This is a genomic window from Shewanella mesophila (genome assembly GCF_019457515.1).
In the GTDB taxonomy this organism is placed as follows: domain Bacteria; phylum Pseudomonadota; class Gammaproteobacteria; order Enterobacterales; family Shewanellaceae; genus Shewanella; species Shewanella mesophila.
This window is the reverse complement of sequence record NZ_CP080421.1, coordinates 1,674,331-1,687,453: the sequence shown is the minus strand read 5'-3', so window position 1 is coordinate 1,687,453 and position 13,123 is coordinate 1,674,331. Positions and strand designations below refer to the sequence as shown.

The window sequence follows — 13,123 nt, the reverse complement described above, 5'->3', positions numbered from 1 at the left end:
TACAACACGTAAAAGAAAATCTGATAATAATGATAGAGAGAATCAAGATTATTGATGGAAAGCCACTTGCGTTGCATAAATGTAAAACAAACCAGCAACAGATTAAGGCATTGAATTAAAAGATGTTATTTATATTTAAATCTATCTAGCCCTATTTAATCTAAGACAGCGTTCAGATGAGTCAGTCAATTGTTAACGTCTTAAAACGATCTTTCATGGCAAGAAAATCAAACTTGCCTAAGCTATAAAGCAAGTTGATAGCAAAAATAGCTCGAAGATGACTAGCGATAAGTACAGTTAACTCATTAAGCCTATTGATAAATGAACAATCAAAAATCGCGATAGCGCTCACAACGACACGACACTTGGTGATGCGCGTCATATTCGAAGTTGGGCGTTAATCGATACAACGCTAAAATTTGACGAGTAAGCCAACTCGCTCTCAAAAGTGAGGCTTAACGAGATCGTCGTATCAACGCAATTTATATGCCTAATGTAAAAATCGATAACGGATCTGGACACAAGTTGTTAACTAGGTCTCAAATCACCTAATCATTAGTTTCAAGTTAATTGATACTTAATGCCGACACCATTTTGCTGTGTTAATATTTATGAGGTAAATTGGTCAGACCAATTTCAAGCAATGTTAAGGACACAACTGCTCTCTTAAAAATGGCACTCCATGTGAGAGAAGCGGACAAGTTTTTCAAGTTAGATGTTCGGCATTATGGCCACGACAACTTGATTAACTTCCAAGGATACAGTCGAAGTCATCATCAAATAGATGAATCACTAAGTTCTTTTCGGAGAATGAGAAATTATGTCAGAAACAGTCAAACACGAAGAAACGGAAGCCTCTGAGCTGACTTATAAAGAGCTTCATCGTCCCGCTTCAGAGTTTAATACTCGTGAAGAATACCTAGACCATGAGTTACAAATCATGAAGCCTAGACGTTGGGGCCTGAATTTACCTGGTAGAGATTTCCGCTTTGAATGGGAAGACTTAGTTCCCGCAATAGCAGGAACCATTGGCATTACCGTTATGTATTCCGCCGTAATGGCAGCATGGGCTTCTGGACTTTCAGAACGCTGGGAACATGTGAATTTAGGTGCCGAATTTGCCATTCAAGTCGTTCGCGTAGAAATGCTCATCCCCGCTTTACTCTTTTGTATCATCAGTTCTGGTTTTATCAACCCTCGCGCCAACCTTGGCGGCAACCATGGCCCTATGATCCCCTTAATTGGTGCCATCGCCCTAGCTGGTGCGCATCCATTAGCCTTAGCGATTTTACTGGGTATATTTGGTCTGATCCTCAGCTACTTCAAAGGAGGATCGCGACTCGTGAATCTCACCTCAAGCGGCGTAGCAGGCGGTCTACTGGTATTCCTCGGTTTCATGGGGGCTAAAAGTCAGATCACATCGTTATTTGATTGGGCCGGCGGTTTGCAATCCAAACATGAGTTAGATTACAGCTTAGGCTATGTGGCGTTTTTCATTTTACTTGCAAACGTTATTCTTTATGCCTATCTAGCTAAGGTCGGTAAGCGCTGGCTAGCGATTCCACTATGCTCTATTGCTGCAATAGCACTGGCATTTGCACTCGGCGCAGGTCTAGATCTTCAATTTGTGACTGAACCTGGTATTCCAAACCTTAACCCTATCTACTGGTGGGGCTCAACCGAATACGGTTGGCAACTAGGTTTACCTAATTTTGAGCATTTTGTTGCATCATTACCTTTTGCAATTTTAGCCGTTGCTATGTGGTCACCAGATTTCTTGGGGCATCGTATCTTCCAAGAGCTGAACTATCCAAAAGGCACTGAAAAAGTATTGATGGACGTTGATGACACCATGACAACCTGTTCATTACGTCAAATCGTCGGTACTGCGGTTGGTGGCGGTAACATCACCTCATCTTGGGGAACTTATATGATCCCTGCTGCTATCGCAAAGCGTCCTATCCCTGCAGGCGCTATCCTACTTGGTTCATTGTGTATTATTGTTGCTGTCATCGGTTATCCAATGGATGTCACCGTTTGGCGCCCGGTAATGTCAATCGCTCTGCTTGTTGGTGTGTTCTTGCCACTACTCGAAGCGGGTATGCAGATGGTGAAAGACACTCAGAGCAGCCAAGCGGCAGGGATCTGTATCTTCGCCTCATTTGTTGCCAATCCTGTTCTTGCATGGGCACTAACCATGTTCTTAGATAACAATGGGCTAATCGGTGATAAAGAGCGCGCAGCTAGCCTGAGCACAGCTGACAGATTAATCATTCCTGGTCTTGCATTTGTTATCTGTCTTGCCGCGATGTTAGCGGTTGGCATGATCCAAGGTATACCCGCACTACTTTAAGCACTTCCAAATAGAGAGAGCCACGGCTCTCTCTATTTTCTCTCCTATACTTATTATCAATTTTGCTGATAACGCACTCACGCTCAAATATCAGACCTTCAAGTTCAGTCAATGTCATAGCAGATCAATATTGTAAAAGGCACTGATTGACGATAGACAAAAACGCACGTGCGTAAATAGCCGACAATAAGATGAGATGCAAATAGAAATTGAGCTCAAAAATGATAGGTCGATAACAGTTTTAGCATTATCTCAGCCGATTATTGTGCAGCAATTAGTGGGATATGGTAATATCATCTAGGTAAATTGGTCTTACCAATTTGAGTTACCGATATAGATACAATGTTTCAATCGTATCGACAATTAGAAGTATAGATTTTTCATCGAAACGTTAACGCGGTTCGATAATCAGTTCCCATCATCAGGGCAACATATTGAGGGGAGCTATTAAGACTTAGCTATTGGTGTATCGCTATCATTGCTACTGCAGCCAAAATCGATACCCAATAACCTTTATCTCAAACAGAAGGTATTAGTACGATGACTGAAAAAACTGAGCTGTTCACCAAAGCGTGGGAAGGTTTTACTCCTGGTGATTGGAAGTCTGAAGTAAATGTACGTGACTTTATTCAAGCCAACTACTTACCCTATGAAGGCGACGAGTCTTTCCTAGCTGGCGCAACTGATGCGACCAACCAGCTATGGGACAAAGTAATGGAAGGCATCAAACAGGAAAATAGCACCCATGCACCTGTTGACTTTGATACTGATAAAGTATCAACCATTACCTCTCATGAAGCTGGATACATCAACAAAGACCTAGAAACTATCGTTGGCCTTCAAACCGAAGCTCCTCTTAAGCGCGGCATGCTACCAAACGGTGGTATCCGTATGGTCGAAGGTTCCTGCGCAGCATACGGTCGCGAATTAGATCCTACAATCAAGTACGTATATTCAGAACTACGTAAAACCCATAACCAAGGTGTATTCGACATCTACACCCCTGAGATCATGCGTTGTCGTAAATCAGGTATCTTAACTGGTTTACCTGATGCCTATGGTCGTGGTCGTATTATCGGTGATTACCGTCGTATCGCACTTTACGGTATCGATTACCTAATGCAAGACAAGTTCGCTCAATTTACCTCACTACAAGAGCGATTTGAAGCGGGTGAAGACTTGTCAGCAACGATGCAACTGCGTGAAGAAATCGCTGAGCAGCACAGAGCATTAGGTCAAATGAAACAGATGGCAGCAAGCTATGGCTGTGACATTTCTGGCCCTGCAACTAATACAAAAGAAGCGATTCAGTGGACTTACTTCGGCTATCTAGCTGCAGTGAAGAGCCAAAACGGCGCGGCAATGTCGCTTGGCCGTACTTCAAGTTTCCTTGATATCTATATCGAACGCGACATCAACAATGGCGTGTTAACCGAAGAACAAGCTCAAGAGATGGTTGACCATTTCGTCATGAAGCTACGTATGGTTCGTTTCCTGCGTACTCCTGAATATGACGAGCTATTCTCTGGTGACCCAATCTGGGCAACTGAATCTATCGCGGGTATGGGCCTAGACGGTCGTACGTTAGTGACCAAGTCCAGTTTCCGTTTCTTACATACACTGTACAACATGGGCCCAAGCCCTGAGCCAAACATCACTGTACTTTGGTCAGAAAAGTTACCACTAAGCTTTAAAAAATACTGTGCAAAAGTATCTATCGATACCAGCTCTATCCAATACGAAAACGACGACCTAATGCGTCCTGATTTCGAGTCGGATGACTATGCTATCGCTTGTTGTGTAAGCCCAATGGTTGTGGGTAAACACATGCAGTTCTTTGGAGCACGTGCAAACTTAGCTAAGACAATGCTTTACGCCATTAACGGTGGCCTAGATGAGAAACTTAAGACGCAAATTGGTCCTAAGTTCGCACCGATCACTGACGAAGTATTAGATTTCGATGATGTTATGGGTCGCTTAGACACCATGATGGATTGGTTGGCTAAACAATATGTGTCTGCACTCAATGCCATTCACTTCATGCACGACAAATACTCATATGAAGCAGCCCTAATGGCGCTACATGATAGAGATGTTCGTCGCACCATGGCATGTGGTATCGCAGGTCTTTCTATCGCTGCCGATTCACTCTCTGCAATCAAGTTCGCTAAAGTGAAGCCTGTTCGTGACGAGCACGGTATCGCAATCGATTTCGACATCGAAGGTGACTATCCTAAGTTTGGTAACAATGACGCACGTGTTGATGATTTAGCCACAGAGCTTGTAGAGCGCTTTATGGCCAAAATCCGTGACATGAAAATGTACCGCGATGCTATTCCAACTCAATCAATTCTGACCATCACCTCAAACGTGGTTTATGGTAAGAAAACAGGTACTACACCTGATGGACGCCAAGCAGGGGCTCCGTTTGCGCCAGGTGCAAACCCAATGCATGGCCGTGATGAGAAAGGTGCTGTAGCGTCTTTAACATCGGTAGCTAAACTGCCATTTGCTCACGCTCAAGACGGTATCTCTTATACTTTCTCTATCGTGCCAAATGCACTAGGTAAAGATGACGATGGTCGCCGTGCAAACCTTGCAGCATTGATGGATGGCTATTTTGCTCATAACGATTCACGTGAAGGTGGTCAACACTTAAACGTTAACGTGATGAACCGCGAAATGTTAGAAGATGCAGTGGTTAACCCAGATAAGTATCCGCAGCTAACCATACGTGTTTCTGGTTACGCAGTGCGCTTTAATGCCCTAACGCCAGAACAGCAACAGGACGTTATCACACGTACTTTCACTAAAGGTATGTAAAGCTGCACAATTTCGCGTATTAACGGTAGATTTTTAGTAAATTTAAGCTAGGCTGTCACTAATTTAGTACAGCCTACTTTAATTAAGTTAACGGAGTCGCAATGACAGTAAAAGGTCGGATTCACTCACTCGAATCCTTTGGTACAGTGGATGGCCCAGGCATCAGGTTTATCACCTTTATGCAAGGCTGTTTAATGCGCTGCCAATACTGCCATAACCGAGATACGTGGGATCTGCACGACGGACGGGAAATCGAGGTCGATGAGCTAATGGAGCAGATCATTAGCTATCGCCCTTTTCTTGAATCTAGCGGTGGTGGCGTTACAGCCAGTGGTGGCGAAGCCATACTACAAGCTGAATTCGTCGCAGCACTTTTTAGCGCATGCAAAGCTGAAGGCATTCACACTTGCCTCGACACCAACGGCTTTGTGCGCAAATACAGCCCTATTATCGATGAACTACTCGATAACACAGATTTAGTGCTACTCGATATCAAACATATTGATGACGCCAAACACATAGAATTAACTCAAGTCAGTAATCATCGCACACTAGAATTTGCGCAGTATCTTCAAAAACGCCAACAAAAAACCTGGATACGCTATGTCGTTGTGGGCGGATTTACTGATGATATCGAATCAGCTAAAGGCCTAGCTGAGTTTATTAAACCCATGAGTAATGTAGAAAAGGTAGAGCTATTGCCTTATCACGAACTCGGCAAACACAAATGGGAAGCCCTAGGTGAAGAGTATCAACTTGCGACTATCTCGCCACCAAGTCGGGAAACAATGGAACAAATAAAACGGGTATTTATAGATGCTGGGATCACGGCCGTTTATTAACGACTAGAGTTCTTCCCAGTAACTGTTATCAAGACGTTCAAAGGCTATTTTTAAAATCACTGCCATATCGAGATAACAAGCTTTGGCGCCAAGTGGCGCACAGGCAATACCCATGCTTTGCAGTTTAGTTGATAAATTATTGCACCAGTCAAGCAAAGTTAAGGGTAAAGGATGTGTTGCTCGCCAACCGAGCCACAATAAACCTTGGATGGGTAAACTGACAAAAAACAGCGCTACGGTAATTGATTGGGGTAAAAAATCCCATCCGTAGAGATAAAGCTGACTGGCCGCAGCAGCTATGGCTAGTAGCGGCATAAGACGAATTGCCAGCTGTGTCGCCTTAACAACGCGATATTCTGGAAAGTAAAAACTGAGTTGTTTAACCATAGGCCACGTCTTCATATAACGACGACCATCACCTAAGGTCTTAAACACTTTAACTGTCAATGATGACACCTGAACTTTGAGACACTGTCTTTACAATAGCACAATCGGCTCAAGAGTCCCAAGTACTCCAAGCCTGTCTAAGACAGTTTATCAGCCCCTAAATTGGGCAAATCACGTGGCATGCACTACATATTAGAGCAGCCATTAAACTTTGGTGAACGCCACTGATTCATCTACTTTGCAAAAGGTTTTAACATGTCAAATAAACTGGTTTTGGTACTTAACTGCGGCAGCTCTTCATTGAAGTTTGCTATTATTGATGCCCTCACAGGTGACGACCAGATCTCTGGCTTAGCAGAGTGTTTTGGTCTAGAAGACTCACGAATTAAATGGAAAGTCGACGGCAACAAATCCGAAGCTAGACTAGGTGCATTTACCGCTCACCGTGAAGCGGTTGAATTCATCGTAACCAAAATTTTAGGTGAACACCCTCAGATTGCTGAAAAGATTCAAGCTATCGGTCACCGTATCGTGCACGGCGGCGAAAAGTACACCCAGTCAGTTATTATCGATGAAACTGTACTTAAGGGTATTGAAGACAGCGCAGTATTTGCACCACTTCATAACCCAGCTCACCTGATCGGTATTCGAGCGGCTCAAGCATCTTTCCCTAAGCTGCCACAAGTTGCAGTGTTTGATACCGCATTCCATCAAAGTATGCCGGCACACGCCTACATATATGCCCTACCGTACAAACTATACCGCGAACATGGTATTCGCCGTTATGGCGCACATGGTACTAGCCACCTATTTGTCAGCCGTGAAGCAGCTAAAGTCCTTGGCAAAGATACCGCCGACACCAATGTTATCTGTGCTCACCTAGGCAACGGTGCATCCGTTACTGCCATCAAAGGTGGTAAGAGCGTAGATACTTCTATGGGGTTAACTCCGCTAGAAGGCCTTGTAATGGGCACTCGTTGCGGTGATATGGACCCTTCTATCGTCTATCACCTGATCCATCAGCTTGGCTACACAGCCGATGAAGTCAATAACTTGATGAACAAGCAAAGTGGCCTATTAGGTATTTCTGAGCTAACTAACGATTGTCGTGGCATCGAAGAAGGCTATCAAAATGGCCATAAAGGCGCGACATTAGCACTCGAAATATTCTGCTATCGTCTGGCTAAGTACATTGCTTCATATACAGTGCCACTAGGCCGTTTAGACGCTCTCGTCTTTACCGGTGGCATTGGTGAGAACTCTGAACTCATTCGTGAAAAAGTGCTTAACCTACTTTCAATTTTTAATTTTGAAGTGGATAGCGAGCGCAATAAAGCGGCACGTTTTGGCAATCAAGGTCAGATCACAACAGACAATGGCCCTATTGCATTGGTTATTCCTACTAATGAAGAGTGGGTTATCGCCGAAGATGCAGTATCACTGCTGAAGTAAATTATCTGGAGGTGGGGAGATCTCCACCTTACTTAAAGCGTTAACAGACTTGCTAGCAAAGACTAGCAAGGTAAAAAGAGGTAATTATGTCTCGCAATATTATGCTCATACCAAACGGCACTGGCGTAGGCTTAACGTCTATCAGTCTCGGTATGGTTCGTGCCTTAGAGCGCCATGGTGTAAAGGTTCGTTTTTTCAAACCGATTGCTCAGCAGCGCCCAACCGATACTGGTCCAGAACGTTCAACCACGATTCTTAGTAAGTCGCCTACGGTTAATCCGCTTGAACCATTCGATATGGATCATGCTGAAAATCTCATCCGCACCGACCAAACCGATGTGCTTATGGAGCAAATTATTGCTCGCGCTACCGAGTTTGCCGATCCAAGCGAAACATTAATCGTTGAAGGTTTAGTACAAACCCGTAACCACCCTTTTTCTGACGACATCAACTACAAGATAGCAAAAGCACTCGATGCCGATATTATCTTCGTTGCCGCGCCTGGCAATGAAACACCGACAGCACTAATGAATCGTCTTGAGATTGCTCACAACGCATGGGGTGGTAGCAAAAACAAACGTCTGATTGGCGCTATCATCAACAAAATTGGAGCTCCAGTTGATGACGAAGGGCGTGCACGCCCCGATCTTTCTGAAGTATTCGATCATCAAGAGGTTCAGCGTCCAGATCCTGCGACAATGTTCCAACTACCAGGTAAAAGCAAGCTACGTATTTTAGGTAGCGTTCCTTACAACTTGGATCTCGTCGCCCCACGCGCATCGGATCTTGCCAAACACTTACGTGCTCGCATTATCAATGCTGGTGAGATGCACACACGTCGTCTTCGTAAGGTGACTTTCTGTGCTCGCAGCATTCCAAATATGGTCACGCATATTAAAACAGATTCTCTGTTAGTCACCTCAGGTGATCGTTCAGATGTGATTGTATCGGCTTGCCTTGCATCGATGAACGGCGTAAAAGTTGGCGCTCTGTTGCTTACAGGGAGTTACGAGCCTGAAACTGAGATCATGGAGTTATGTGAACAGGCATTTGAAACGGGTTTACCTGTATTCTTAATCGACACTAACACTTGGCAGACTTCGCTTAATATCCAGCGTTTTGACCATGAGGTCCCTGTAGATGACGCTGTGCGTATCGAACAAGTACAAGAATATGTCGCCAGCCACATAGATCAAAACTGGGTTCAAAGTGTGACCGAGAATTCGCCTCGTGAGCATAGACTCTCTCCTCCGGCATTTAGATATAAACTCACCGAGCTTGCTCGCGCAGCCCATAAGACTGTCGTGCTTCCTGAAGGTGATGAGCCAAGAACTATCGAAGCTGCTGCCATATGTGCTGAGCGCGGCATCGCCCGCTGTGTACTCATTGGTAATCGTGAAGAGATCTTGCGTATCGCGATGCAACAAGGGGTTGCACTTGGTGAAGGCGTTGAAATTATCGAGCCGGAGGCAGCACGTGAGCGTTATGTTGCACCTATGCTCGATCTGCGTCGTCACAAGGGATTAACTGAAGTCGTTGCCCGCGAACAACTTGAAGACAATATGGTGTTAGGCACCATGATGCTGGCTCAAGGAGAGGTTGACGGTATCGTCTCTGGTGCGGTTAACACCACGGCCAATACGATTCGCCCGCCACTGCAGTTAATTAAAACCGCACCTGGTTCTAGCCTAGTCTCTTCTATCTTCTTTATGTTGATGCCAGATCAAGTACTGGTTTATGGTGACTGTGCCATTAACCCAGATCCAAATGCTGAACAGCTGGCTGATATTGCGATTCAATCGGCAGAAAGTGCCGCCGCATTCGGTATTGAACCTCGTGTTGCTATGATTAGTTACTCTACGGGTAGCTCTGGTACGGGATCGGATGTGGATAAAGTTCGTGAGGCCACCCGCATCGCTAAAGAAAAGCGTCCAGATCTCATCATCGATGGTCCACTACAGTATGACGCTGCGGTCATGCCGAATGTGGCGCAATCTAAAGCACCAAACAGCCCTGTAGCGGGTCAAGCAACCGTATTTGTGTTCCCAGATTTAAATACGGGTAACACGACGTATAAAGCCGTACAACGAAGCGCAGACCTCATCAGTATTGGTCCAATGCTTCAAGGGATGCGTAAACCTGTGAATGATCTATCTCGTGGCGCACTCGTAGATGATATCGTCTACACTATTGCGCTAACGGCGATTCAAGCATCACAGAGCTAAAGAACGCGACTGCCGACCAACAAAAAAAAGCCTGTCGAAATGACAGGCTTTTTTATGAGAATTAGACAGATATATCCACAATGGGTTAAAAACATACCCTACTAAGTTAATGCGTCAAAATTTAACCAGAAAAATTTACCAAATAAGTTCAACAACTTAAGGGTTATGCATCTAGTCTTCAACATACTTGTCCACAGATTCTGTGGATAACCATAATAGATTATTCATTCAGATATGACGGATCTCATCACATAAGTCAAGCACTGTTAATGCCTCTCAGAACAACCGTTAGTTAGCACAAAGAACCAAGCACATATTTGATACTGTGTGACCTAGCCATATCAATAATTCATGTTCGACATATTCCCATCAATAGACATCTTGTATCCCTCTTGCTAAGTATGATGATAATCGCGATACTAATGGCAAACTCCAGTTGTTGAAATATATGAAATATATCCTTTTTATATTAGCGGTCTTCATTACAGGCTGCGGCCAAGAATCAGAAACAAACGCCAACGTACAGACGCCTGAGCAGGTATCTTTAGGCTTCTTTCAGGCTATTTATATCGATAGAAACGTCGAGCAAGCTAAACAGTTTGTCGATGACCCCATGCAGGAAGTGCTGTCGCACTATTACATCGCATCAGCAGTGCAGCGACATGTACTGAACCTAACAATGACCGACGTTACCCTTGAAATTGAAGAGATTGATATCGACTTCTTCCGAAAATTTACGAAAGATGTCACCGTCATTGTAAAACTGACAGGAATAAGAGGCAGCGAAGATTGGATTGATGATCGCACGATTCGGTTACATAAAGTGAAAAACCGATGGATGATCGTTGAGATACTGCCAGAAAAAGGCAATCGTAATTAAGGTTTTACAGGCATAAAAATAGCAACCTATTGGTTGCTATTTTTTTATCTAAAGTCAGATGAAATTTCAATAAAACGCTTACCTCATCTGTCAGCGATTTAGGCTGTAAATCAGTCTAAATACGCCTCTTCATCCATCTCTACGGGTAATGACTCAAGAACATCATCTTGTACTTGGTAATATGCGCTTTCGTAATCACGAGCTTCCATAACGACTCCAGATATTAAGTAGGGTACAGGCATGCCTTTTTGTAATGCATTTAGCCTTGGGTGTTAATCTGCCTATCAACAAACTATCTGCGCGAGATGATATCACAAAAAAAACAAACTTACAGAAAACTTTCAGAAATGACACCTAAATCATTCGAAAAACGATAAAAAAATGGATGTTTTAGATTGCTCACATGAAAGTCTTTCATTTTTTAATTCGATTTGGCACTTAAAACGATAGTTAATAAGATTGAAAGCTATAACAAAAACGCCTCAAACGGTCACCAGTCAATTCTCACAAGTCGAATCCTTAAAAACTAAATCGACAAAAGTTGAACCATCAAGACGACTATAAATAAACCAAGCCACTAACAACGGTAGATAAGGGCAGAATTTTACCCCCTCACAGGCCAATTAACAAACAATGGCTTACAAAATACAGGGCTTAATAGTTGGCAAAAAATGACAAGTTAACTTTAACTAAAAGTGTCACACGATTATCAAAATGGAGATCTAACCAATAAAAACAGAAGTTTAACTTCATGAAGTAAAAAAATGTAGACTGAACTGTAAAGTGAAAAGCTTAGATGATTGGCAAGCTAAAATTGAACCTATTCCATCGGTTGCAGTTTCACGATACTGGTTATTGAGAGGTAGAAAATGAATACACTAGTAGAATTTGAAGCAAAAACCTTAGTCGACCTGTTTCATAAAGGGGATATATTGTCGATCCACATGTTCATGGATTCGATGTCGATGCCGTTCGATGTGCAAGATAAACTCTTCAACGAAATATCAGCATTAAAAAGTCCAGATCATCATTTGGTCGCTCAACTTATCGAGTCACATGGTACCTCGGTTCTGAATGAGTTTTTGGGGTTTTAATCTGCAAATGTCCAAAGAACATTAGCCATAGTGCTCATGAAATGTCACTGTTCCATAAGAGCCCTATGGCGCTTGCGCTTAATCTCTCTCTAGCAAGCTGACCGCTAACGATGTCAGCCTAATATGTACGGTTTAAGTTGGCTTATGTTGGTAACGAAGCACTTTAAGGGCCTTATTCGGGTCCTTATCAAGATACACCTCTGGATTAGCTAACTGCTCGATAAACATCAACGAAGGGCTCTGCTCCTCAACCTGTTGCTTTAAAAATGCAATATCAAGCTCAGGTGCATTCAAACATAAAAGTAGATCGCCCTGCTCTGCTAATAAACTGGGTAGACGTTTAAGCAAACGGGCATAATCCTTAGTGGCGACAAAGCTACCACGCTGATTACTCGGTGGATCGGCAACAATCAGATCATAAGGACCAAACTTGGTTAACTTACCCCAAGACTTAAAAATGTCATGGCCTAAAAATCGCGCCCCGTGGGCAAAGCCATTGAGCAGATGATTCTGTTTACCTATCGATAATGCGCCTTTGCTCATATCGATATTCACCACCTCATCAGCCCCACCTTGCAGTGCCATGACCGAAAAACCACAGGTATAAGCAAATAGGTTTAGCACTTTACGTTGCTTTGAATGCTGCTTAACCCAAGCTCGGCCTGCACGCATATCAAGAAACAAACCATGATTTTGACCACGAAGAAGATGAACTTGAAACTGAGCACCATTTTCATCGACATAATGAGGTTCTGGTACCTCTCCTTGCAAGAGATGCGTCTGAGTCTGTCCGGCACAGCGATGTTGAAACACAAGATTGAGCTGGCACTCACCCTTGAGCTGTCGCCAACGTTCAGCGATGCATTTCGTCAAGAGAGCGACTTCATTTTCCTCGATCGATTTAAAACTCGTGAGTAACAATACGGGAGGAAACCAATCTAAACATAAATGTTCACATCCATCATACATACCGCCACGCCCATGAAATAGACGCTCAGCGTCATCACCTAAGGTGACAGCTTGTAATGCTTTAGCAAATAACTGCATTAACGTTAATAACCCTTATC

At 43.6% G+C, this 13,123-nt stretch carries 9 protein-coding genes; 7 read left to right on the top strand and 2 right to left on the bottom strand.

The annotated features are described in order from the left end of the window. The first annotated feature begins 820 nt into the window (after positions 1-820). The 3 genes from K0I73_RS07350 to pflA all read left to right on the top strand — a co-directional run bounded on the left by K0I73_RS07350 (position 821) and on the right by pflA (position 6,018). Complete coding sequence (locus K0I73_RS07350) at positions 821-2,353, top strand: DUF3360 family protein (protein WP_220063833.1); 1,533 nt, start codon at positions 821-823, stop codon at positions 2,351-2,353. A 540-nt stretch (positions 2,354-2,893) separates the two neighbouring features. Further along, a complete protein-coding gene (pflB, locus tag K0I73_RS07345) occupies positions 2,894-5,176 on the top strand; it encodes a formate C-acetyltransferase (RefSeq protein WP_220063832.1) in 2,283 nt (760 codons plus the stop codon). Positions 5,177-5,277: 101 nt separating this feature from the next. After that, positions 5,278-6,018, top strand: coding sequence for a pyruvate formate lyase 1-activating protein (pflA, locus tag K0I73_RS07340; protein ID WP_220063831.1), 741 nt, complete (start codon positions 5,278-5,280; stop codon positions 6,016-6,018). Positions 6,019-6,021: 3 nt separating this feature from the next. Here pflA and yfbV read toward each other — a convergent pair whose 3' ends face one another. Then, on the bottom strand, positions 6,022-6,465 hold the full coding sequence (gene yfbV / locus K0I73_RS07335) for a terminus macrodomain insulation protein YfbV (protein ID WP_220063830.1): 444 nt from the start codon (positions 6,463-6,465) through the stop codon (positions 6,022-6,024). 195 nt (positions 6,466-6,660) lie between these two features. On the opposite strand from yfbV, the gene ackA reads away from it, so the two are divergent. The 4 genes from ackA (at position 6,661) to K0I73_RS07315 (ending at position 12,056) form a co-directional block, all read left to right on the top strand. Further along, positions 6,661-7,857, top strand: a complete 1,197-nt coding sequence (gene ackA / locus K0I73_RS07330; RefSeq protein WP_220063829.1) for an acetate kinase — start codon at positions 6,661-6,663, stop codon at positions 7,855-7,857. 86 nt (positions 7,858-7,943) lie between these two features. Further along, complete coding sequence (gene pta, locus K0I73_RS07325; protein ID WP_220063828.1) at positions 7,944-10,082, top strand: phosphate acetyltransferase; 2,139 nt, start codon at positions 7,944-7,946, stop codon at positions 10,080-10,082. Between the two features lie 448 nt (positions 10,083-10,530). Next, positions 10,531-10,962, top strand: a complete 432-nt coding sequence (locus K0I73_RS07320; protein ID WP_220063827.1) for a hypothetical protein — start codon at positions 10,531-10,533, stop codon at positions 10,960-10,962. Positions 10,963-11,831: 869 nt separating this feature from the next. Then, positions 11,832-12,056: a hypothetical protein gene (locus K0I73_RS07315; RefSeq protein WP_220063826.1), complete on the top strand. Its 225-nt coding sequence runs from the start codon at positions 11,832-11,834 to the stop codon at positions 12,054-12,056. 132 nt (positions 12,057-12,188) lie between these two features. Here K0I73_RS07315 and K0I73_RS07310 read toward each other — a convergent pair whose 3' ends face one another. Further along, positions 12,189-13,103, bottom strand: a complete 915-nt coding sequence (locus K0I73_RS07310; protein WP_220063825.1) for a class I SAM-dependent methyltransferase — start codon at positions 13,101-13,103, stop codon at positions 12,189-12,191. Between the last annotated feature and the right edge of the window lie 20 nt (positions 13,104-13,123).